Annotated in this window: 22 protein-coding genes and 1 pseudogene; 11 read left to right on the forward strand and 12 right to left on the reverse strand. The window is 55.7% G+C overall.

From position 1 onward, the window contains the following. Positions 1-622: 622 nt before the first annotated feature. Entirely contained in the window at positions 623-1,216 is a 594-nt protein-coding gene (locus JO972_RS05230; RefSeq protein WP_309488956.1) for an OmpH/Skp family outer membrane protein, read from the forward strand. A gap of 6 nt (positions 1,217-1,222) precedes the next feature. Further along, positions 1,223-2,404 (forward strand): FtsW/RodA/SpoVE family cell cycle protein, encoded by a 1,182-nt coding sequence (locus JO972_RS05235; RefSeq protein ID WP_309488957.1) that lies wholly within the window; start codon positions 1,223-1,225, stop codon positions 2,402-2,404. Between the two features lie 74 nt (positions 2,405-2,478). Here JO972_RS05235 and JO972_RS05240 read toward each other — a convergent pair whose 3' ends face one another. The 6 genes and pseudogenes from JO972_RS05240 to selD form a co-directional block, all read right to left on the reverse strand. Then, entirely contained in the window at positions 2,479-2,799 is a 321-nt protein-coding gene (locus tag JO972_RS05240; RefSeq protein WP_309488958.1) for a hypothetical protein, read from the reverse strand. A gap of 50 nt (positions 2,800-2,849) precedes the next feature. Continuing rightward, positions 2,850-3,851 (reverse strand): beta-ketoacyl-ACP synthase III, encoded by a 1,002-nt coding sequence (locus JO972_RS05245; protein ID WP_309488959.1) that lies wholly within the window; start codon positions 3,849-3,851, stop codon positions 2,850-2,852. 115 nt (positions 3,852-3,966) lie between these two features. Next, on the reverse strand, positions 3,967-5,013 hold the full coding sequence (gene plsX / locus JO972_RS05250) for a phosphate acyltransferase PlsX (protein ID WP_309488960.1): 1,047 nt from the start codon (positions 5,011-5,013) through the stop codon (positions 3,967-3,969). A gap of 84 nt (positions 5,014-5,097) precedes the next feature. Then, positions 5,098-5,280, reverse strand: a complete 183-nt coding sequence (gene rpmF / locus JO972_RS05255; protein ID WP_309488961.1) for a 50S ribosomal protein L32 — start codon at positions 5,278-5,280, stop codon at positions 5,098-5,100. 57 nt (positions 5,281-5,337) lie between these two features. After that, complete coding sequence (locus JO972_RS05260) at positions 5,338-5,865, reverse strand: YceD family protein (protein ID WP_309488962.1); 528 nt, start codon at positions 5,863-5,865, stop codon at positions 5,338-5,340. 30 nt (positions 5,866-5,895) lie between these two features. Further along, positions 5,896-6,888: pseudogene (gene selD, locus JO972_RS05265) on the reverse strand (selenide, water dikinase SelD); the annotation flags it as partial. A 178-nt stretch (positions 6,889-7,066) separates the two neighbouring features. On the opposite strand from selD, the gene JO972_RS05270 reads away from it, so the two are divergent. The 5 genes from JO972_RS05270 to JO972_RS05290 all read left to right on the forward strand — a co-directional run bounded on the left by JO972_RS05270 (position 7,067) and on the right by JO972_RS05290 (position 10,868). Continuing rightward, on the forward strand, positions 7,067-7,972 hold the full coding sequence (locus JO972_RS05270; RefSeq protein ID WP_309488963.1) for a hypothetical protein: 906 nt from the start codon (positions 7,067-7,069) through the stop codon (positions 7,970-7,972). Positions 7,973-8,072: 100 nt separating this feature from the next. After that, positions 8,073-8,312, forward strand: a complete 240-nt coding sequence (locus JO972_RS05275) for an acyl carrier protein (RefSeq protein ID WP_309488964.1) — start codon at positions 8,073-8,075, stop codon at positions 8,310-8,312. Between the two features lie 133 nt (positions 8,313-8,445). Then, on the forward strand, positions 8,446-8,973 hold the full coding sequence (locus JO972_RS05280) for a hypothetical protein (RefSeq protein ID WP_309488965.1): 528 nt from the start codon (positions 8,446-8,448) through the stop codon (positions 8,971-8,973). 45 nt (positions 8,974-9,018) lie between these two features. Further along, positions 9,019-9,891, forward strand: coding sequence for a LysM peptidoglycan-binding domain-containing protein (locus tag JO972_RS05285; RefSeq protein WP_309488966.1), 873 nt, complete (start codon positions 9,019-9,021; stop codon positions 9,889-9,891). Between the two features lie 23 nt (positions 9,892-9,914). Beyond that, a complete protein-coding gene (locus JO972_RS05290) occupies positions 9,915-10,868 on the forward strand; it encodes an acetyl-CoA carboxylase carboxyltransferase subunit alpha (protein ID WP_309488967.1) in 954 nt (317 codons plus the stop codon). Between the two features lie 161 nt (positions 10,869-11,029). Here the strand turns inward: JO972_RS05290 and JO972_RS05295 are convergent, their stop codons facing one another. Together JO972_RS05295 and JO972_RS05300 are read right to left on the reverse strand one after the other, a co-directional pair. Further along, positions 11,030-11,629, reverse strand: a complete 600-nt coding sequence (locus JO972_RS05295; protein WP_309489320.1) for a 3'-5' exonuclease — start codon at positions 11,627-11,629, stop codon at positions 11,030-11,032. Positions 11,630-11,680: 51 nt separating this feature from the next. Next, positions 11,681-12,742 (reverse strand): 3-deoxy-7-phosphoheptulonate synthase, encoded by a 1,062-nt coding sequence (locus JO972_RS05300; RefSeq protein WP_309488968.1) that lies wholly within the window; start codon positions 12,740-12,742, stop codon positions 11,681-11,683. Positions 12,743-12,813: 71 nt separating this feature from the next. Here JO972_RS05300 and JO972_RS05305 point away from each other — a divergent pair, with 71 nt between their 5' ends. Both JO972_RS05305 and lgt read left to right on the forward strand, forming a co-directional pair. Further along, positions 12,814-13,890 carry a M42 family metallopeptidase gene (locus JO972_RS05305; RefSeq protein ID WP_309488969.1) on the forward strand — a complete coding sequence of 359 codons (1,077 nt, stop codon included), beginning with the start codon at positions 12,814-12,816 and terminating at the stop codon, positions 13,888-13,890. 63 nt (positions 13,891-13,953) lie between these two features. Further along, entirely contained in the window at positions 13,954-14,943 is a 990-nt protein-coding gene (gene lgt, locus JO972_RS05310; protein ID WP_309488970.1) for a prolipoprotein diacylglyceryl transferase, read from the forward strand. On the opposite strand, the gene JO972_RS05315 is transcribed toward lgt, so the two are convergent. From JO972_RS05315 to hisG, 3 genes are all read right to left on the reverse strand, one after another. Continuing rightward, positions 14,940-15,746, reverse strand: coding sequence for a histidinol-phosphatase HisJ family protein (locus JO972_RS05315; protein ID WP_309488971.1), 807 nt, complete (start codon positions 15,744-15,746; stop codon positions 14,940-14,942). The two genes, lgt and JO972_RS05315, sit on opposite strands and share 4 nt — an antisense overlap. 152 nt (positions 15,747-15,898) lie before the next feature. Next, entirely contained in the window at positions 15,899-16,003 is a 105-nt protein-coding gene (locus JO972_RS16790; protein WP_343221542.1) for an AURKAIP1/COX24 domain-containing protein, read from the reverse strand. A gap of 88 nt (positions 16,004-16,091) precedes the next feature. Then, the gene (gene hisG / locus JO972_RS05320; RefSeq protein WP_309488972.1) at positions 16,092-16,979 is read right to left on the reverse strand and encodes an ATP phosphoribosyltransferase; all 888 of its coding nucleotides are present in this window, start codon (positions 16,977-16,979) and stop codon (positions 16,092-16,094) included. 149 nt (positions 16,980-17,128) lie between these two features. On the opposite strand from hisG, the gene tkt reads away from it, so the two are divergent. Together tkt and rpiB are read left to right on the forward strand one after the other, a co-directional pair. Continuing rightward, complete coding sequence (gene tkt, locus JO972_RS05325) at positions 17,129-19,129, forward strand: transketolase (RefSeq protein WP_309489321.1); 2,001 nt, start codon at positions 17,129-17,131, stop codon at positions 19,127-19,129. Between the two features lie 45 nt (positions 19,130-19,174). Beyond that, positions 19,175-20,833: a ribose 5-phosphate isomerase B gene (gene rpiB / locus JO972_RS05330; protein ID WP_309488973.1), complete on the forward strand. Its 1,659-nt coding sequence runs from the start codon at positions 19,175-19,177 to the stop codon at positions 20,831-20,833. 413 nt (positions 20,834-21,246) lie between these two features. Here the strand turns inward: rpiB and JO972_RS05335 are convergent, their stop codons facing one another. Further along, a complete protein-coding gene (locus JO972_RS05335) occupies positions 21,247-21,603 on the reverse strand; it encodes a (2Fe-2S) ferredoxin domain-containing protein (protein ID WP_309488974.1) in 357 nt (118 codons plus the stop codon). Between the last annotated feature and the right edge of the window lie 7 nt (positions 21,604-21,610).

Here is a 21,610-nt window from a genome sequence, read left to right on the forward strand (position 1 = left end):
CTGTGAGAGTAGGTCGTTGCCAGGTCTATGCCCGGTTCCATCTTCACCGATGGAACCGGGCTTTTTTTGTGCCATCGTTTAACGCTCTCGTTGGCCCAACCCCAACGCTCTAAGCCAACTCGAATGTTCTAACTAAACTCGAAAGCTTGTGCTCAGCTCAAGGCCCCACGAGCCGACAACAACCTTGGTCTGGTCCCATCGCCCTGAATCAGATGGGCTGACATGCCATACAAACTGACATGGTATACAACGCATGCCGATCTGACACAGCCATGTGTTGGAATACACCATAACTTGGAAGCTCGCGCTGAATTCGGCCACAAATGCGCGAGAGTTAGGATGAATTCAGTCACAAATGCTAACTGGAGAGTTGAACATAACCGGCCCCTTTGCCCGTTAATTGAATGTCAACCGAATCGATCAGCAGACCGGCGAGGCTTCTTGCTCACCGGGGCGCGGGATGATCGGACACTTACTGTAGGTGGTAATGAAATCTCGATGTTTTTATGGCTTCATGGAGAGATGAGATTGACTGCTTAGGTCAAAACGGGCAGCTTGAGAGCGTGCAGGCAATGCTGATTTGGTTGAGCTAAAATTGTGCATACTGAATTGTAACTAAGCCATGATGAGGGAACTAAGAATATGGGTCGTGTTCATGCTGGTGGGGATGTGTTCCACTGGTTGGGCATGGGCTGAAAAGCCGAAGATGGCCACTGTGGATATGCAGAAGCTCTTTAAGGAGTATCATCGCACGGTGACGGCTCAAAAGCACTTCAATGCCGAGTATGCGAGCATCCAAAAGGACTTGAACGAAAAGTCAGAGGCTGTGAATCGGAAGCGGGCGCAACTGCAGAAAATAGCCGAAGAAATCAAAGGGAACGATCTGAGTGATGAGCAGAAGTTGCAACGCCGTTATGAAGGCCAGTTGGTTGCTCAAGAGATCAAGATTCTACAACGACGCTTGAGTGCCATGACTCAGGCCGAAAAAGGCAAGGTTGCTCGGAAAAAGGCGGCGAGTATGCAGGGCATCATGACTGACATCAAAGCCAAAGTGGTGGAGCTTTCTGATAAACTCGGATATGATTATGTCTTTGATCGTTCGGGTCTAAATACCAACCAGGTCTCGTTTTTTCTCTACTTGAAAGATGTTCCCGATGTCACTGCAAATGTGCTCAAAGAATTGAACAAATTCGCCCCTGGCGCGGATTCCGAATAAAGCATCATGACACCGCTTCTGCGTAAAATTCTGGGCATGAACTGGCTGCTGGTGCTGACCATGCTAGGACTGTGTATTTTTGGAGTTTACGCGATTGAGAGTGCCGCCCGCCATCTTCCTAATGGGGGGGGGTATTATGCTGAGCGACAGAAGATCTGGATCATTGGTGGCTGCGTTGTGTTTTTCATCACAGCCTTGGTGGATTACCGTTGGATTCGCTGGTTGGGTATCCCGATGTATCTCGTGGGCTTGGCCTTGATGATAGTGGCCATGCTCAAAGGGAGTGAGGTTCATCAGTTGACTTTTGGTGGGCTGTCGTTCCAACCCACCCAGCTGGGTATTGCAGGGGGAATCGTGCTCATGGGTTCGTTGCTGCAGGATCTGCCCCGACTGAATCCCTTTTTTAAACTGCCCTTTGTTAAAGTTGGGATCATCGCTATTTTGGCAGGAATTCCATTTTTGGTCGTTGTGAAAATGGGCGATATGGGGTCCGCGCTGGTCTGGCTACCGGTGACCGCAGTCATCATGTTTGCTGCGGGAGTTCCCTACCGTTATCTGCTCACGATGGCGATCGTGGCATTGGGGTGTTTGGCATTGGCTTATTACATTGTGCTACCCAAGGAGTCGCCTCGGGGAGCAAGCCGGATTGAGCTTTATCTGGCAATGATGCATGACCGCGAAGTGGACATTAATGGTGATGCTTACGCCCCTTATTGGGTTTCCACCGCCATTGGTAAAGCAGGTTGGAAAGGCTTGGGCTGGAATGCCACCAGTGAACAGGGATCTCTACACGATAAGAAATACATCCCGTGGAAAACGGCCCACAATGATTTCATTTTCGCTGTGATTGGCGAGGAGCAGGGCTTCCGAGGGAGCTTGTTGCTGCTGACCGGTTATGCGCTGCTCTTGATTCAGTGCCTATTCATTGCCTTTTACAGTCGAGACAGCTCCGGGCGGATCATTGCCGGGGCGGTTGTGGCCTTATTGTTTGCACACATCTATGAAAACATCGGCATGTGCGTATTGATGACGCCGATTACCGGGATTCCTCTTCCACTGGTAAGTTATTCTGGAACCTTCGTTTTGATGTGTATGTTTCTGCTCGGCCTGGTGCAGAGCGTTTGGGTACACCGCAATGTGGAAACGATCACCGAAGAAGAGGACAAACCTGAGCGACGCTTCCTCTAAAATCAGGGGAGCTTTGGTCTCACGCATGGTGGCTTGTGACGGCCTCGCTCGACGATTCGGAGTCTGGCCCAAGCTTATGGTCGCCGGTGAGTGTGCGAGGCATCATCTTCCCATGGGGTGTCGCGTGTTTCCGGGGACGAAGGATGGAGTACGTCGATTTGTGCCCCTTTGCTGCGGCTGAGCGACCGTCGCATGCGCCGATAGTCATCGTGCAACTGGCTGTTGACGTAATCAAAGGTGACTGCCAAGGCCATTAGGATGGGGGCACTTACCAGAAGGTGGAAGAGCGATGCCTCAAGCTCACCGCGGATGATGGATGAGATCCCTTGAAAAATTTCCCAACATGACGCGAGCACTGCTACGATGGTAGAGACGGTGAGAATGAATTGGCGCATAGGTTGGAAACGGAGGAAGACGCTCGGATGAGCGAGCTTCCCGTGATGTTTTACCACTCGATGGCTGAAGCGGCCCAAGTGAGGCCGGCTCCGAAGGCCACCATGATGATGTTGTCGCCGCGCTTGATTCTGCCTTCGCGGTTGGCTTCATCCAGAGCGATGGCGATCGCTGCCGCTGAGGTGTTGCCGTATTTGTGAAGGTTGACGAAAACTTTTTCATTGGGGACGTCGAGGCGTCCTGCAATGGCATCGATGATGCGCAAGTTCGCTTGATGGGGGACCACCAGTGAGATGTCTTCTGCAGACAGGCCCGCACGTTCGATGACCTTCTCCGACGCCTGGCGCATGGCGGTGACGGCGAGTTTGAAGACTTCACGGCCCTGCATGGAAAGTGTGGCCAGTTTGTCGTTGGCGTTGCTCATGCTGATGGGGCAGGCCGAGCCACCTCCCTTGATGTCGAGAATGGCGGTGTGACGTCCGTCGGTGCCTGTTTCCGAGGCAAGGATGCGGCCTTCACCTTCTTCCGACTTGCGCAAGACGGCCGCTCCGGCGCCATCGCCGAAGAGCACGCAGGTGTTGCGGTCCTCCCAGTTGACAAAGGCGGAGAGTTTCTCGGCACCGATGATCAGGGCATTTTTGTAAGCTCCGTCAGAAATCAGACGTTTGGCCAGCTTCATCGCGTAGAGGAAGCCGGAGCAAGCGGCGGAGATATCAAAGGCGACGGCGGAAAGGGCTCCAAGGTTCGCCTGAACGTAGCAGGCTGTCGATGGCGTCAAGGTGTCCGGCGTGATGGTTGCGACGATGATCAGTTCGATGTCTTCGGCGGCCATGTTGGCCTGCTCCAGTGCCTTTCTGGCGGCATTGGTGGCCATGTGCGAAGTGAACTCATCGGCGGCGGCGATGCGACGCTCTTTGATGCCGGTTCGGGAAACAATCCATTCATCGCTGGTATCGACAATTTGTTCGAGGTCCGCGTTGGTGAGGACTTTTTCCGGAACGTAGCTGCCGGTTCCGGCAATGGTGACAGGGATGACAGAAGTGGTTTCGTTCATTGAGAAAATTCAGACGTTAATTGACTGCGGGGCAAGGGTAATCGGCTTTTGGCAGATGAACAGCGAAAATAGAATACGCCTGTCTCAATTTCCGCTAAACCCTTGGTATTCAAGATCAGGCATTGGCCGCTTCGTCTTCACTTGGACGATGCATGGCGGCCAAGGTCTCCTCAATATGGGGATTCACCTTCAAGCTGACGGTCTCACGGGCGACCCGGATGGCGTTCTGGATCGCGAGGGCCGACGAGCTGCCGTGGCCGATGATGCAGACGCCGTTGACGCCGAGTAGGGGAGAGCCGCCGACGTATTCGTAGCTGCTTTTCTTTTTCACCGCCTTGAAGGCACCGCGGGCAATGGCAGCCCCCATGATGCGGAACGGGCTGCGTTTGAACTCGAGTTTGAGCCACTTGGACATGGCTTTGGCGGTGGCTTCACAGCTCTTGAGAATGATGTTACCGGTAAATCCGTCACAGAGCACGACGTCGAGTTTGCTCTCGAACAGATCGTGGCCTTCGACATTGCCGACGAATTCAAAAGGTGCGCGGCCGGTGGACTGAAGGTGTTTCAGTAGAGCAAAAGTTTCCTTGGTAAACGTGGTTCCTTTTTCGTCCTCCTCGCCGTTGGACATCAGGCCGACTCGTGGGACGTCGACTCCGAGCACGTTCTTGGCGTAGACGGCGCCCATCACCGCGTAGGTAATGAGGTGTTGAGGTTTGGCCTCTGGGTTGGCTCCGGCATCGAGGATCTGGCAGATGCCGTGCTCGTTGGGAATGGCGGAAGCGATGCCAGCGCGATCGACACCTTTGAGGGTGCGCAGTTTGACCGTGGCGGCTGCGACGGCGGCTCCGGTGTTGCCGGCACTGACGACGGCATCGGCCTCGCCGGACTTGACCATATCGGTGGCGATGGAAATTGAGGACTTCTTCTTTCTCCGCAGCGTTTTGGCTCCGGACTCATCCATGCCCACCACTTCGGGGGCGTGGGTGATGACGGCTCTAGGGTCGGTCAGTTTGCACTCGGCCATTTCCTTTTCCAGAGCATGGGCGTCGCCCACGAGAAACAGCTTATCAATGTCAGCATAAAGTTTAAGCGCGTTGCGGGCGCCGAGGACGGTGACGTGCGGGGCGTTGTCGCCGCCCATGGCATCGAGTGCTATCTTCATAGAGAGGAGAAGGGTAGATATGAAACAAGCGGAATGCCTGGGCATTCCGCTTATGAAAAATTATGGATGGAAGCGGAGGGAGCCTTAGAGGGCGTCCACTTCAAGTACCTGGCGCTCACGGTAGGTGCCACAGTGAGGGCAAGCAATGTGAGAAGGAACGCGGCTTTCGCACTCCGGACAGGTTTTGAGCTTAGGTGCACGCCAACGGTTTGCGCCGCGACGCATTTTTTGCTTCATTTTGGATGTTCTACGCTTAGGAACGGCCATGGTATTGGTAGGTTAAGTGTTTAAGGTTGAGTTGATTAAATGGTCTTTATCGAGGTCTTAGCTGCTAGTGTCAGCGTCATCATCGAAGGCGTCAAGTGCGTCCCAAGGATTGGGTGCTTCATCGCGGGGGGGCGTCTTTACCTCATCTTCGGTGGGTTTGTCCACTGCTAAATAGCGGGAATCTAAAATACATTCCTTCGGCTCGTCGCCTTCATCGCAGTGGGGGTAGTCTGGGTAGAGCACCACAATTTCCTCGCGGAGGTCATCGGCAAGGTCCACCTGGGAGGCGGTGATCTCGCTGGAGATGGCGCAGTCTTCGATGGCAATCGTCTTCACATAACGGCTCAGGCAGCGCACGCAGCTGAACTCGATGGGTACGGAAATGCTCCCGCGGACCAGTAATTCCTGGTCAAAACGCTGCACATGCAAGTCGTAGAACAACGGATCAGTGGCGACGGGGGCCTCTTTGTTGCGCTTGTGGCTATGCGTCGGTTGCAGAGCGAAAATAGACGGGTCGAGCTCACCGGAGTAGACTTTGCCTTCTTCGGGGAGCGAGTTGAGGTCGATGTTGAGATGTTTTTTCACAGGAAATTGGGAGGGCTGGCGTTGATCAGATTAGGCACTGCTGCTGACGTAAATCGCTTGATCGCGCTGTTCGGTGGTCTTGCCGATGATCACTGCGCACGGAGCACCGGTTTCTTCAAGTGTTTCCATCACTGCATCCAGATTTTCGTCTGGCACGCTGAGCAGTAGGCCACCCGAGGTTTGGGCGTCGGCAAAGATGAGCTTTTCGCGATCGCTCACGTGCTTGTCAAAGTGGGTGTGCGGTTCGCTATGGCTGAGGTTTTTCTTGCTGCCACCCGGCACGCAACCGGCGTCGATGAGATCTAGCACTTCCGTAGACATCAGTGGCAGGAGATGGGCATCGATTTCTGCCGAGACCTGACTGCCGTGGCACAGTTCGATCAAATGACCGCCTAGGCCGAATCCGGTGACATCGGTGCAGCAGCGCACCAGGTCCCGCTCGGCCAAGGTGGCGCCGGGTTTGTTCAGGGTTGCCATCAGTTCGCTGGCTTTCAGTGCGAGAGCTTCGCTGCATTCGCCGCGCTTGATTCCGGTGGAGACGATGCCGCTGCCGAGTGGTTTGGTCAGCACGAGGGTTTCTCCGGGGCGGGCATTGGCGTTGGCCAGATGGCGCTCCGGGTGCACCAGGCCGGTGACGGCGAGGCCGTAGATGGGCTCCGGATTTTTAATAGTATGCCCACCTAACAGGCTGCACTCCGCCTCCACGCACATCTCAGCACCCCCGCGGAAGATGTCTTGGATGGTCGCGTTATCAATGATGTCCGACGGCATACCGGCGATCGCCAACGCCGTGATGGGCCGTCCGCCCATGGCGTAGACGTCCGAGAGTGCATTTGCTGCGGCGATGCGACCATAGAGAATCGGGTCGTCAACAATTGGGGTGAAGAAATCGGTGGTCTGGACCAGTGCGAGCTCGTCGCTGATTTTAAACACACCGGCATCGTCAGCGGTGGCGGAGCCAACGAGTAAGCGGTCGTCCTGAAATTGAGGCAGCCCATGCAAAACTTGCGTGAGTGACTCTGGGTCAAGCTTGGAAGCTCATCCGGCGCAGGATGCCAGTGAGGTAAGGCGTTTGATATCTTCGCGGGTCATAAGAATGGTGGCAGTGTCGTTTCTAAGAGGGGAGATGGCCAGATCATATTGCATCGTTTTTTGCTTCTAGCCAGTGGGGTTTTTCTTCAAGCTTTGCGCATCTAACGACATGAGCTCTACCAGTCCCACCCAAGAAACGATTATTTGCAAACCAACCAAGTGGTTTTTGTGGCGGGCACTCGCCATGCTGACGATGTTTAGCGTCTTCGCCTTCCTCTTTTTCCAAGACGGAATGTGGGGCTACCGCAAAAAGAATCTGCACTTCTACGTCCATCAGGCGTTTATTCAAGCGGGGGTGGAATTCCAGAAGATGCAAAATGAGGCATCGGGCAGTAAGTTGCTCGAGACCGATTGGGAAAGCTTCGCCTCTCAGCAGACCGTCAACCTGCCTGATGATGCCGAGGCCATTTTGCCGAAAGACACCGAGCTGCCGATTGCTTGGCCCGAGATGTTGGTCGATGGGCATGCGGTGATGGCGGAAAAAGGTGGCCAGAATGGTGCCACTCAGCTGTGGGAGGACTACACGGCGTCGATGGAGCAGGTCGAAGGTAAAGCCTGGGACATCGATCCGGGTGAAAAGCCGATGAAGGCGGGTAAAATCCGCGAACAATTCATCGCCATGGGGGTGGCCTTGGCGCTGATTGCCGTCACCTTATTCTTCCTGATCCGGACCTTGGGGCGCAGCATTCGCGCGGATGGCACTAAGCTCTACACCCAGGACGGGCGGGAAATCCCCTACGCCGATATGGTCAGGATTGATAAGCGCAAGTGGGACAGCAAGGGGCTGGCCTTGGTCTATTACACCGAGGACGGCGAGGAGAAAAAGGCCAAGATCGACGGCATGGTTTACGGCCAGTTCAAGGAGGAAGACGGAGCCCCGGCGGAGCAATTGTTCTCGCGGATCATGGAAAACTTCAAGGGCGAGGTCATGGAATACGTCAGTGCCGATGAGCTGGATGACGATGACGATCAGGGGACTGAAGCAGAATCCCCTGCAGATAGCGCCAAAGCGTAGAAGAATATTCACTATTTCTGGGTTGCCAAGCCCAGCACGTGAGGGTAAATCACTTGCAAGTAACACCCGTTATTAATCAACCCAAACTATACCTATCAGTATGTCTGACAACATCGAAGCCAAAGTAAAAGATATCATCGTCGAGCAACTCGGCGTCAGTGCCGATCAAGTGAAGCCCGAAGCCAAGTTCATTGAGGACCTCGGCGCAGACTCCCTCGACACCGTCGAGCTCGTCATGGCATTCGAAGAAGAGTTCGGAATCGAAGTTCCTGACGAAGACGCTGAGAAGCTTCAGAGCGTTGGTGACGTTGTCACTTACGTTGAAAAGGCCAATGCCTAACACATAGCAGGTAACTGTTTTAATTTTCAAAACAGGGCAGGCTCATTGTGAGTCTGCCCTTTTTCTTGCAAGACTCCCACGCTGGGCGAGCGTGGGAATGAAGAATTCGCCCACACCTAGCCTCATATCGCAGATGGAACATTCACCAGACAGCATTCAATACGCCATGGAAACGGCCCGCCTCCTGCGCGAGCCAGACCGCAGGATTGATACCTTCGGGTCCACACGATTCAAATTCACCATGCTCAGCGAGCCGATGGATACGACTGGTCAGGTGCGTGTCCGCCGAGGGGAAATGGAAGCCCAGAAGCCGCAGATCATCCGCCCCCAGGACATGGGCGGGGTGGAGCTGGACGGTTTCAATGACAAGGCGGCAGAATATCTCGATTTCCTCAAGGAGAAGAACCTCGAGCCCGTCTTCTTTCAGTATGGATTTATGTTCAAGCGTGGCAACGTCACCGAGGAATTGATTCACGATCGGATTGAGGCCGTGCGCGAACGGGTGCTGGAGGATGTGCGTATTTCCGGCGATCCCATGCTAGCCGTGATGGAAGGGGTCGATGATGCTTGGGAAATCGGGTTGCTAAAATTTGCCATCGATATGATTAGCAAGTCGTCCGATATCAATACCTTTGATTTTAAACGAAAAGGTTTGCTTTAGAGTAGCGCCAGACCGAATTTTCATTATCATCTGGGCATGCGGATCATGTTACTCATCAAGGCGATTGCCGGACTCCTCGTGCTTGGCGCGATGGGCGGCACCGCTTATTTGATGAAGCAATACACTGGCACCGTGAAAGACCTGCCGGGCACCATGATGGAGCGTCAGCGCGAGATCGAACTGTCGCTGAAAAAGAAAGCCGAAGAAGGCGTCCGCTCCGATAACGAACCGGGCGAAAAGGCCTTCCAGCGCGCGCGCGAGCTGCTGGCGATGGAATCGATGGCTGAAGCGGAAGAAAAGCTGAAGTACATCGTCAGTTTTTACCCCTCGGCCAAGTCGGCTACCGAGGCACGTCATATCCTCGGGGAGATCAATATGGATCGATTGTTAGACCCTGAGTGGAAGGAGGGCAAGCGGACCATTACCGTGCAGCGTGGCGATAGTTACTCGGCGATTATTCGCAAAAATAAAACCACGATGGATAGCATGACCCATCTCAGCAAGCTGCGCGATACGGATGCTCGAGGTTTGCGCCCCGGGCAGAAGTTATTGGTCATGCCGCTGGATTTGCGGATCAGCATTGATCTCCGACGCAAGAATCTGACGCTCTGGAAAGAGGGGGACTTTGTGAAGGAATATCCGCTGCTCAAGGTGGAATACGAGCACAAGGGGAAGGATAAACACCTTCAGGTCGGCAGCATTCGTGGCTGGTACAATGACGAATATGTGTCGGTGCATTCACCGCACTACCGCGCCGCCACCAAGACCATTATTCTCAGCGATAAATCACTCGCCATCCGCGCTTTACCCAGTGATCCTGAGCAGGATCTGGGTCGTGGATTTTACCTTTCACCGGTCGATATGGAAGAGCTCCCGCTGGTTCTTCGTCCGGGCAACGATGTAGAAATCAAAAACTGAACACCTAATCCGCATACTGAAATATGAAACCTCTCGATTTTGAAAAACCGATTGCCGAGCTCGAAACTGAACTCGAAAAACTCAAGAATAAGGCTCAAGGTCAGGATATTGACATGTCCGATGAGATCACGGCCATGGAAGGAAAACTGACGGATACCAGAAATCGTATTTACGACAATCTCTCGCCATGGCAACGTGTGCAGATCGCTCGTCATACCAGCCGCCCGTTCATGCTCGATTACATTTCCCACGTGTTCGATGACTTCTGTGAGCTTCACGGAGATCGCCACATTGGAGATGATAATGCGATGCCTGGTGGCTTCGCCACTCTCGGTGGTCAGCGGGTTGTGGTGATCGGTCACCAGAAAGGCCGCGATACCAAGGAGAACCTCAAGCGCAACTTCGGCAGCGCCCATCCGGAAGGTTACCGCAAGGCGCTTCGCTTGATGAAGTTGGCCGAGAAATTCCACCTGCCAGTAGTCGCCATGATCGATACTCCTGGTGCTTTCCCTGGCATCGGTGCCGAGGAGCGGAACATTGCGGAGGCAATTGGCTTCAACCTCAAGGAAATGATGACTCTCAAGACCCCTACCGTGGCCATCGTGCTGGGTGAGGGTGGCTCCGGCGGAGCTCTCGGAATCGGCGTCACCGATCGCGTGCTGATGATGGAAAATGCTTACTACTCGGTGATTAGCCCCGAAGGTTGTGCTGCGATTCTCTGGAAGCACCGCAAGCATGCTCCGGAAGCGGCCGAGGCGATGAAAATTGCCGCGCCCGACCTTGGTGCACTGAGTTTGATCGATGAGGTCATCTTGGAGCCGAAAGGCGGAGCCCATCACGATCACGTGCAAGCAGCGGAAAACCTCCGCCACGCCGTGAACTCCCAAATCCACGCGCTACAGCAGCTGAGCATGGACGAACTTCTCGACCAGCGGTATGAAAAATTCCGCAAATACGGCGAGTGGCAAGGTGAGTAAACCGTGGTTCGTTTCAAGGCGAAGGCTCAATGGCCTTCGCTTTTTTTATGCCTTCGATACATAGTTGTTAGAAGGAGATGTTTCAGCCGATCACCGAGGAAGAGAACCTAAGCTGCTCGATTCGGTGGGGGCGCACGATGCCTATGTCTAAAGCTCTCGCTTCAGTGCCGCAGGCGGTGCCAGCTGGAGATGTCCGGGTGGATCAACATCTCTACCGATGCGTCGGTGAGCTGGAATTGCTCGATGAGGTGCTCTAACAAGATCAGCGATGCGGTGGCGTCGTAGAGGGCGTCGTGCCAGGTTTTGTCCGGGATGAGTGCGCTGACTTTGTCTGTCAGTTGGAAATGTTCGCAGAGCTCGCCCAGTGCGTGCGACGGTAGTTCCGGCCAAGCAGCGCGTGCGATCAGCAGGGTGTCGACCCACGGCCCAAAGCCGTGACCAGGGAAGGCTCGGAGGTAGCGTTTTTCCGTGCCGTGACCGTGGGCCACGACAATTCTGTCTCCCAGTGTGCCCTTGATCTGCGACCAGAGTAGCATCAATTTCGGCGCATCGGCCAGGTCATCGCTGGTGATGCCGTGCACTTTTTGTGCTGCCCAAGTGATTGAGCGGTCGGTGTGGATGAAGGAGGTGAAATGATCCGCGTGTCCGGCGGTGGTGGACCAGGTGGCCATGCCAATTTGCACCGGCACATCAGTTTTCCCCCGCGCGGCTCCGGCCGATTCAAAATCGATGGCCGCGAAGGTGAGATCAGAGATGGTCATCAAGGCTAGCGGATATCGTGCGCTTGCAGAGAGCTTGAGCGTTTTTCGAGCTTAGCCTGCGACTCCGGCAGCTTTCAGCTGCTCGGCGGAGTTGCGCACTAAGATTTCGGTCGTTTCCCAGTCGATGCACTGATCGGTGATGGATTGGCCATAGGTGAGCTCTTCTATTGGGCGTGGGAATTTCTGGTTTCCAGCCACCAAGTTGCTTTCTAACATCGCGCCAATCACTTGCTGATTCCCGGCCGCGCGTTGACGCACGATCTCGCGGAACACCGCGGGCATTTTCTCCTGCTGCTTACCACAGTTCGCGTGTGAGGCATCGATCATCACCGATGGCTGCAGGCCGTGTTTTTCGAGCAGGGCGGTGGTTACGGCGACGTCGTCGGCGCCGTAGTTCGGTCCGTTGTCGCCACCGCGTAAAATGATGTGGCAGTCCGGGTTTCCGGAGGTGGTTACAGCGGAGGCCACGCCTTGCTCGCTGACGCCGAGGAAGGTTTGCGGTTGGGTGGCCGCCTTGATGGCATTGACCGCCGCCACGAGATCGCCGGTGGTGGTGTTTTTGAAACCGAGCGGCATCGACAGTCCGGACGCCATCTGACGGTGGGTCTGGCTCTCGGTGGTGCGGGCGCCGATGGCGGACCAGCTGATCAGGTCGGCAATGTACTGCGGCGTGATCGGATCGAGAAGTTCGGTGGCGGTAGGCAGGCCGAGGTCAATCACCTCGCGCAGGAACAGGCGCGCTTGGCGCAGTCCTTCGGGGATGTTGTCGGAGCCATCGAGTTTGGGATCCATGATTAGACCCTTCCATCCGGTGGTGGTGCGCGGTTTTTCAAAGTAGACACGCATCACGATGTAGATCTGGTGCTTCACCTCCTCCGCAAGCTGGGCAAGTTTTTTGGCGTATTCGATACCGGCTTCGGTGTCGTGGATCGAGCATGGTCCGCAGATCAGCAGGAGGCGGTGGTCTTCACCGTTGAGGATGTTGCGGATATGTTGTCGGGACTCCGCCATAAACTCCGCCTGCTTTCGCGAGCGCTCCACTTCGGAAAGCAGAAGGGCTGGAGCAGGCAGGGGGATGTTGCTGGAGATATGAAGGTCGGTGACTTGAGCCATGGTTTGAGAGTTATGAAGGATCCACGAACAATCAAGATTGAAGTGTGCCCGTTGCCTGTTAAATTCGCCACATGCGAGAAAGAGCGATTGGATTATTACGCGAGTTGACAGAGGCCCATGGAGCACCTGGATTTGAAGATGAAGTGAGAGCTATTTTTGCCGATGAAATGGCAGAGACGGGCGAGATCAGCACGGATGGGTTAGGTTCTGTCTTTTGCGAGCGTGGTGAAGGTCCGCGTGTAATGGTCGCTGGCCACATGGATGAGATCGGATTCCGCGTGCAAAACATCACTCCGGAAGGTTTCATTCAGTTTGTCACCCTCGGCGGCTGGTGGCCACACACCTTGTTAGCTCAGCGGGTGGAAATTAGCACCCGCGATGGGCGTAAGATCCTTGGCGTGGTATCGTCCAAGCCCCCACATTTCCTCCCTGAATCAGAGCGGGGCAAGGTGCTGAGCATCGAACAAATGTTCATCGATGTCGGCGCTCAGAGTGATTTCGATTTGGAAAAAAACTACGGTGTTCGCGTGGGCGATCCGGTGGTGCCTCTGACTCCGTTTTCAGTGATGCAAAACGAAGACCTTCTAATGGCCAAGGCCTTCGATAATCGGGTCGGCATGGCCTGCGCCATTCAGGCTTGCCAAGCTGTCGCAGCCACGGGTCACCCCAATACCATGATTTCCACCGGCACGGTGCAGGAAGAGGTCGGCGTGCGCGGGGCCACCGTGGCGGCGAATTATGCCAAACCGGATGTCGTGATCGTGCTCGAAGGACCTCCGGCGGATGATACTCCGGGTTTCAATCGTCATGCCTCCCAGGGGGCGATGGGAAAAGGTGTGCAAATCCGCATGCAAGACCCGTCCGCGATCATGAACCCGGCCTTGTCCGATCTTGCGGTGAAGGTGGCGGAGGAAGAGGGGATTCCCTATCAGGTGACCGTGCGCAGCAGCGGCGGCACGGATGCGCGCGCATTCCAGCTCTCGGGCATCGGCGTTCCGGTGATCGTGCTCGGCGTTCCGGCCCGCTACATCCACTCGCATAACTCGATCATCGATGTGAACGATTACCTTGCCATGGTGAATCTGACGATGGCGATGGTGCAGCGCCTCGATCAGAAGCAGGTGGATGCCCTGACAACCTTTCTGTAGACCCTGTTCAATCGGATAAAGACAGCTCTTGCCAGCGGGTTTGAAATGGTGTGAGTTGGCGACGTGTTCGCTACTTACATCCACAACATGGACCCGGTGCTCTTCGATGTCGCCGGGCCAGTGAAACTTCGCTGGTATGGGCTTGGCTACTTGCTGGGATTTGTCCTCGGTTATTACTTGCTGCGCTGGCAGGCACGAAAAAAGCTTTGGGTCCTTCCGGAGACCAAGGTGGCGGACTTCATTGCCTATGCCGCAGTGTTCGGTGTGTTTGTCGGTGGCCGACTTGGCTACATCCTCTTCTACCAGATTCCCAAGGAAAACGGTTGGGCTCAGTTAGTGGCGGACCCCTTCATGGTGTTCCGCGTTTGGGACGGGGGCATGGCAAGCCATGGCGGCATCTTGGGGCTCACCATTTTCACCCTGATTTATGCCAGGATGCAAAAGGTCTCGTGGACTGGTGTCGGCGATGGTCTTTGCGTGGTGGCACCTTTGGGGATTGGTCTCGTGCGTGTGGCCAATTTCATCAATGGCGAGCTCTATGGCCGCGTTGCGCACGGCTTTAGCTGGGGCATCAAGTTCCCAGCCTCCCTGCATGAAGATTGGCAGGATAACCCGGCGATGATTGATAAGGCCTACGATGCCTGCCGACAGGTGGACCCCAGCATCGATGGGCATTCCTACGAGTATCTGGTGGCGCAGTCGCGTGAGAACCCGGAGCTGCTGCAGACGCTCGGAAGTTTTCTGAAAGCGCGCCACCCTTCCCAGCTGTATGAGGCGGCCTTGGAGGGCTTGGTGCTTTTCCTGATTCTGTTCATCACACGGATCAAATTCCCCAAGCTGCCTCACGGCGTGCTCACTGGGATGTTTTTCCTTTTCTACGCCATCTTCCGCATCATTGTGGAAAACTTCCGCCAGCCGGATGAGGGCCAGGCCTTGGTGATGGGGCTGACCAAGGGGCAGTTCTACTCGACATTTATGGTGGTTGCCGGATTGGCATTTATCATCACCGCATTCCGCAAAAACAACGGCTCGGTGAGCTCGCTGCGTCCCTAGGAAGCTTCGGGCAGCGGTTCGAAACTACGCTGTCTCTGGTCGAACAGCACTGTCTCGGTGTAGCCGGCCTCACGCGCCCAAGTGATGGCGCGATCGAAGTCTCTGGCCACTTCGCTGGGGTGGTGGGAGTCCGATGAAATGACCAATGGGATTCCGGCGGAAAATGCCAGGTCGAGAAAGTCGGGTTCCGGATAGGCTTCTGCACAGGGTTTGTGCCAGCCGGCTGTGTTCAGCTCGATGGCGCAGCCGCTGGAGGCGATGGCATCCACCGCGGGCTCATAATAGCGACGGAGGTCGCCGGTGGGTTTGTAACCAAACTTTTTGATCAGATCGGCGTGCCCCATGATGTCGAACATGCCGCTGTCTGCCATCTTGGCGTAGGTTTTCCAGTAGCGATCCCAGGCATCCTCGACGTCGGTCTTGGCCCACTTTTCCAGCCAGGCCGGGTTGTCGAAATCCCAGTCGGAGAGGTAGTGCACGGAGCCGATCAGGTAGTCCCAGCTGGTGAATTCCGCCAGGGTGTCGATCCAGCTCTCGTGGCCGCTTATCCAGTCGCATTCCAGTCCGATGCGAACTGGGATTTTTCCTTCTGCTGCCGACTTGGCGCGGTCGATCCACTGCATGTAGTCGTCGAGCTCGGCGAAGTCCATGCGCCAGTCGTCAAAGCCGTCGACATGAGCGGGCGCGTGATCCGAGATGCCGTATTCGCTCACTCCGGCGGCGATGGCGGCGGCGATGAATTCCTCCGGTTCGCCCTCGGCGTGTTTACAGAGAGGGGTGTGCGTGTGGTAATCGGCAGGCATGCGGGGATTTAAGCTCTAAAATGGAAATGCAAAACTCTAAATTGTGGAAAAACGGAGGCTGAAATCGAGGTGCGTGCACGCAGAAAAAGGGACACAGCGCAAGGCCGTGTCCCTCTTTTTAAAGTGCGTTTCAACACTACAGATCCTAGAAACTAGGACTTGTAACGAAGACGCTTCTTGTGGCGATTAGCCTTCATACGCTTTTTACGCTTATGTTTGCTAATTTTCGTCTTACGACGTTTTTTAAGACATCCCATGGTATTTAGTATTCTAGGTTGGGTTGATCAGCTTGTTACGGCTGGAGAGTAGGCAGGAAAGTGGTTGGTTCCGAGAGAGGGGGGGGAATTAAAGGACGATTTTTGAGAGTGGATACTCAATGATGCCTTCGGCTCCCAAGTTTCTGAGATCGGGGATGAGCTCTCGGGCTACATCGTCACGAATAATGGTTTCAATGGCCACCCAATTTTCTTCACCCTCAGTGACTGCGAGGTGAGAAACCGTTGGACGGCGGAGAGAAGGTAGTGTATCTAGGACGGCTTGCAAGGACTTTTCTGGCAAGTTCATCTTCAGGCCCACTTTACCGCGTGCTTCGAGGGCTGCTTTCAGCATCAGCACTATGCGATCCATCTTCTGGCGTTTCCAGTCGTCTTCATACGCTTCCTTGGAGCCGTAGAAGTGCGGGAAGGAGGTCAGCAGGGTGTCGACGATGCGCAGGTTGTTGGCGCGGATCGAGTTACCGGTTTCGGTGACATCCACGATGGCGTCGACCAGATCGGGCACTTTCACCTCGGTGGCACCCCATGAATATTCCACATCGGCGGTGACGCCGTGCTTTTTCAAGTAGTTCTCGGTGATCTCCACCCCTTCGGTGGCGATGCGCTTGCCTTCCAGGTCCTTCACGCTCTGGATGGGGGAGTCCTCAGGGACAACCAGCACCCACTTGGTGGGGCGGACGGTGGCGCGGGAATAGGGGAGTTCGGCCAGATCAACCAGAGCTTCGTCATGCGCGGTGGCCCAGTCGAGACCGGTGATGCCGCAGTCGATGAACCCTTGGGCGAGGTAGCGGCCGATTTCCTGAGCGCGAATCAGATAGATATCCAGATCCCCGTCATCCGAATCGGGGCGCAGGCCGCGGGAGGATAAATAGACATTGAATCCCGCCTGCTCCAGCAGTTTGATCGTTGGATCTTGCAGGGAACCTTTGGGGAGTGCTATTTTTAGTTTCTGGGACATGGTCTGATGAGCCAAGGTCGGCGGGCGGCCTGTTTACCTTTAAAATCACAGGAATCAACGCGAAATTTTGTATTTATCGTCAAAATGACGTGAAAATCGCGTCAAGCCGTGAGTTGACAAGTTTCAGGCTTGCCGCCAGCGCCTCTGATGTGGATTCTGCGCGCGACATGAATCAGGAAATTCTCGCACAATCCGCCAACGAGGCCAGAGGTCTCGCCATCGACGCCGTTCACGCATGCTCATCCGGTCACCTTGGCCTGCCACTGGGCTGCGCAGAGATCGGTGCTGTTCTTTTTGGCAATAGCCTCAACTTCAACCCCGACGCCCCCAAATGGCTCAACCGCGACCGTTTCATCCTCTCCGCAGGACACGGCTCCATGTTCCTCTACAGCTGGTTGCACCTTTCCGGTTATGATCTGCCACTTGAAGAGCTGAAAAACTTCCGCCAACTCGGCAGCAGCACTCCCGGTCACCCGGAAAACTTCATGACTCCCGGCGTGGAAGCCACCACCGGCCCACTCGGCCAGGGGGTTGCCAATGCCGTTGGTTACGCACTCAGCGGAAAACACGCTGCGGCCAAGTTCAACACCGCCGAGCACACCATCTTCGACAACCACATTGTGGCTCTGTTGGGCGACGGCTGTCTGCAGGAGGGCGTTGCCAAGGAGGCCATCGCCTTCGCTGGGCACAACCACCTCGACAACCTCATCCTGATCTACGACAGCAATGACGTCACCCTCGACGCCATGGCGGAAATCAGCCAGGGCGAAGATGCCGAGCAGTATTTCAAATCCCAGTGCTGGGATGTCGCTACCATCGACGGCCACGATCTCACTGCGGTCGCTGAAGCGGTCGACCAAGCGAAGAAAAACGACAACGGTCGCCCCACAGTCATCATCGCCAAAACGGTCATCGCCAAGGGCATCCCTGAAGTTTCCGGCACCTCCGCCGGTCACGGTGAAGGTGGTGCCAACCACGCCGAGTCCGCCCGCAAGGGACTGGGTCTTCCCGAAGAAACCTTCTACATCTCCGATGCCACCAAATCCTTCTTCGCCGAGCGCAAGGAGCAACTCATCGCTGAGTTCAACGCGTGGAACGAAACTTACGAAGCCTGGAGCCAGGCTAACAGCGAGCTGGCCGAAGAGCTGTCTGCTAACATCGCCAACGCCGTGCCTAGCGACCTGCTAGACCAGATCCCTGAGTTCGATGCCGATTATAAAGGTGCTACCCGCGCCTCTGGTGGCGAAGTCATCCAGCACGTGGCCAAGGCCATGCCATCCCTGGTCACCGGTTCGGCCGACCTTTACGGATCGACCAAGAACTACATCAAGGACGGTGGCGACTTCAACCAGAACAACTACGCCGGACGCAACATCTGGTATGGTATCCGCGAGCACGCCATGGGAGCGATTTCCAACGGCATCGCCTACGACGGTCTGTTCCGCGCCAGCTGCGCCACCTTCGCGGTGTTCGCTGATTACCTGCGCCCATCGATCCGTATTGCGGCACTGTCTCACCTGCCTGTGACGTATATCCTGACTCACGACTCCGTGGGTGTGGGCGAAGATGGACCTACCCACCAGCCGGTGGAAACCGTCAGCGGCCTTCGCGTGATTGCTGGTCTCGATGTCTTCCGCCCTGCGGATGCCGAGGAAACGGTCGGCGCCTGGGCAGCTTCCATGCACCGCACTGACGGACCGTCCGCTCTCTTCCTGACACGTCAGAACGTGCCAAACTACAGCGAAACCCCAGTGACCGTTCGTCGCGAGGGTGCCTACTTCGGTGGTTATGTGCTGAAGAAGGAAAGCGGTGAGCTCACCACCATTATCATGGCCACTGGCTCTGAGGTGGAACACGCCATGAATGCCGCCAAGGAACTTGGCGACGGCGTCCGCGTGGTCTCCATGCCCTGCCTTGAGCGCTTCGATCGTCAGAGCGACGAATACAAAGAAAGCGTGCTTCCTGCTTCCTGCAAGAAACGCGTCTCCATCGAAGCCGGTGTCACCGGTCTCTGGTGGAAATACGTCGGCTGCGAGGGCAAGGCTCTCGGCATCGACCGCTTCGGCATCTCCGCTCCCGGCGGCACTGTGATGAAAGAGCTCGGCATGACCGCCGACCACGTCGTAGCCGCCGTCAAGGAACTCGGCTAAGCCGATTTTCTGAATACTGAATACTTCTAACTGAATACTACCAAGATGAACATTGCCTTAGGAGCCGACCACGGTGGCGTGGATCTCAAACACGCCATTGTCACTCACCTGCAGTCCGCTGGTCACAGCGTCAAGGACTTCGGCACGGACAAAGAGGAATCTGTCGATTACGCCGACTATGCCAATGACGTCGCTCGCGGCGTGGCCTCCGGTCGTTTTGACCAGGGGATTCTGATTTGCAAATCTGGCATCGGCATGTGCCTGGCTGCGAACCGCTTCAAGGGCGTTCGCGCTGCCAATGTGCGCACTGTCGAGGAAACTCAGACAACACGTGAGCATAACGATGCCAACGTGCTCTGCCTCGGTGCCGGGCATCTGGAAACGGATGTGGCCCTAGCCATGGTGGACGCGTTTATCGCGACTGAGTTTGCCGGTGGTCGTCACGAGCGCCGCCTGATTAAAGCCTCCGGCAGTCGCCTTGCGGTGACCGACCCGGAACTCTATGCCGCGATCGAGAAGGAGGAAAAACGTCAGAACCAGAACATCGAGCTGATTGCGTCTGAAAACTTCACCAGCGAGTCCGTGATGGAAGCGCAGGGGAGTTTGCTGACCAACAAGTATGCTGAAGGTTACCCCGGCCGCCGCTGGTATGGTGGTTGTGAGTATGTCGACGTGGCCGAGCAATTGGCCATCGATCGGGTGAAGGAAATCTTCGGTGCCGAACACGCCAACGTGCAGCCGCACTCCGGTTCCCAGGCGAACACCGCTGTTTACTTCTCCGTGCTCAAGCCTGGTGACAAGATCCTTACCATGGACCTTGCCCACGGCGGTCACCTGACCCACGGCCACAAGGCTAATTTCTCCGGCAAATTCTACGAGGTCACCCACTACGGTGTCAGCGAGGAGGACGAGCGCATTGATTACGATGCTCTGGAAAAAGTCGCCGAAGAGGTCAAGCCGAAGCTGATCACCACCGGTGCCAGCGCCTATCCTCGCGAGATTGATTTCAAGCGTATGGGCGAGATTGCCAAGAAGGTGGGAGCCTACCTGTTTGTCGATATGGCGCACATCGCCGGACTCGTCGCCGCCGGCGTGCACCCGAACCCCGTGCCTCACGCGGACTTTGTTACATCGACCACCCACAAGTCCCTGCGCGGACCACGTGGCGGAATCATCCTGTGCAAAGAAGAGTATGCGAAAAAAATCGACGGCACCGTCTTCCCTGGCATTCAGGGTGGACCGCTGATGCATGTCATCGCTGCCAAGGCTGCCTGTTTCGGTGAGATCCTGAATACCAACTTCAAGGCCTACTCCGAGCAAGTGGTGAAAAATGCCCAGGCCATGGCCGCACGCCTGTCTGAGCACGGATACCGCATCGTTTCCGGTGGCACTGATAACCACCTGATGCTGGTCGATCTCCGCCCGGCGGGACTCGATGGTTCCATGGCCCAGCACGCGCTGGACGAGAGCGGTATCACCGTGAACAAGAACTCCATCCCGTTCGATACCGCAGGCCCATTCAAGCCCAGCGGCATCCGCATCGGAACGCCTGCTGTCACCACCCGTGGCATGAAGGAAGCCGATGTCGAGCAGGTGGCCGATTTCATCCACGAGGCGCTGCAGAACCACGATAACGACGAGAAACTGCACGAACTGCGCGAGAAGGTCTACACCTTCAACCGCGACTTCCCTCTGCCGAAGTAGTCAGGAAATACCAATCATCCCAAAAGGCCGCATCCTAACAAGGTGCGGCCTTTTTTTGCCCGGGTTTGAAATATTCCTCACCTCAAGGTCTCTGATGAGTTCGGACACCTTCTGAGTGCGGAGATTGCAAATCACCGGTTTTTCATATTCGGCTGATGCCATTTCATCAAACAGGCGCGGCTATGATTGGCAAAGGGATCTATGATCGTGGTTTTACAATGCCCTCTGCGCCTAGAGCCGCCAGATATCAGGGATTCGAGATCAGGGGATGATGAATTGGACATCGGAGGCATGCTCCGGATACTCTGGCAACGCGGAAGTGGTTCACGCAAAAGGCCGCATCCGGTGAGGATGCGGCCTTTATTTTGAATAGGCTGGAGTAGGCAGGTGTTGGGTATGCCGTAAGCTTGGGCTTACGCGCCTTTGATTTGAAACTCCTCCACCGGCTTGCCGCCGATGAGATGCTCGTCGATGATTCGCTCTAACACGTAAGGGGTGCAGGAGTGATACCAGACACCTTCCGGATAAACCACGGCGATCGGTCCCTGGGTGCAGACTCGCAGGCAGTTTGCCTTGCTGCGGAAGACCTTGCCGGCAGGTTGGATATCGAGCTCGTTGAGGCGCTTTTTCAGGTAGTTCCAAGCGACGATGCTGTCGCCTTTGTTACAGCATTTGTCCTTGGTCTGATCGGCGCAGAGGAAGATGTGGCGTTCGATTTGGTCGGGAACCCCCAGGCTTTGGGCGGCTTTGGCAGTCGCAGGTAGCATCATAATGTAT

Origin of the sequence: Oceaniferula flava, assembly GCF_016811075.1 — a bacterium.
GTDB classification, from domain to species: domain Bacteria; phylum Verrucomicrobiota; class Verrucomicrobiia; order Verrucomicrobiales; family Akkermansiaceae; genus Oceaniferula; species Oceaniferula flava.

Bases quoted from the DNA above. Each gene is read 5' to 3' on its own strand.
- JO972_RS05230 (WP_309488956.1), top strand. From the start codon at position 623: ATGATGAGGGAACTAAGAATATGGGTCGTGTTCATGCTGGTGGGGATG.
- JO972_RS05235 (WP_309488957.1), top strand. From the start codon at position 1,223: ATGACACCGCTTCTGCGTAAAATTCTGGGCATGAACTGGCTGCTGGTG.
- JO972_RS05240 (WP_309488958.1), bottom strand. From the start codon at position 2,799: ATGCGCCAATTCATTCTCACCGTCTCTACCATCGTAGCAGTGCTCGCG.
- JO972_RS05245 (WP_309488959.1), bottom strand. From the start codon at position 3,851: ATGAACGAAACCACTTCTGTCATCCCTGTCACCATTGCCGGAACCGGC.
- plsX (WP_309488960.1), bottom strand. From the start codon at position 5,013: ATGAAGATAGCACTCGATGCCATGGGCGGCGACAACGCCCCGCACGTC.
- rpmF (WP_309488961.1), bottom strand. From the start codon at position 5,280: ATGGCCGTTCCTAAGCGTAGAACATCCAAAATGAAGCAAAAAATGCGT.
- JO972_RS05270 (WP_309488963.1), top strand. From the start codon at position 7,067: ATGAGCTCTACCAGTCCCACCCAAGAAACGATTATTTGCAAACCAACC.
- JO972_RS05275 (WP_309488964.1), top strand. From the start codon at position 8,073: ATGTCTGACAACATCGAAGCCAAAGTAAAAGATATCATCGTCGAGCAA.
- JO972_RS05280 (WP_309488965.1), top strand. From the start codon at position 8,446: ATGGAACATTCACCAGACAGCATTCAATACGCCATGGAAACGGCCCGC.
- JO972_RS05285 (WP_309488966.1), top strand. From the start codon at position 9,019: ATGTTACTCATCAAGGCGATTGCCGGACTCCTCGTGCTTGGCGCGATG.
- JO972_RS05290 (WP_309488967.1), top strand. From the start codon at position 9,915: ATGAAACCTCTCGATTTTGAAAAACCGATTGCCGAGCTCGAAACTGAA.
- JO972_RS05295 (WP_309489320.1), bottom strand. From the start codon at position 11,629: ATGACCATCTCTGATCTCACCTTCGCGGCCATCGATTTTGAATCGGCC.
- JO972_RS05300 (WP_309488968.1), bottom strand. From the start codon at position 12,742: ATGGCTCAAGTCACCGACCTTCATATCTCCAGCAACATCCCCCTGCCT.
- JO972_RS05305 (WP_309488969.1), top strand. From the start codon at position 12,814: ATGCGAGAAAGAGCGATTGGATTATTACGCGAGTTGACAGAGGCCCAT.
- JO972_RS05315 (WP_309488971.1), bottom strand. From the start codon at position 15,746: ATGCCTGCCGATTACCACACGCACACCCCTCTCTGTAAACACGCCGAG.
- JO972_RS16790 (WP_343221542.1), bottom strand. From the start codon at position 16,003: ATGGGATGTCTTAAAAAACGTCGTAAGACGAAAATTAGCAAACATAAG.
- hisG (WP_309488972.1), bottom strand. From the start codon at position 16,979: ATGTCCCAGAAACTAAAAATAGCACTCCCCAAAGGTTCCCTGCAAGAT.
- rpiB (WP_309488973.1), top strand. From the start codon at position 19,175: ATGAACATTGCCTTAGGAGCCGACCACGGTGGCGTGGATCTCAAACAC.
- JO972_RS05335 (WP_309488974.1), bottom strand. From the start codon at position 21,603: ATGATGCTACCTGCGACTGCCAAAGCCGCCCAAAGCCTGGGGGTTCCC.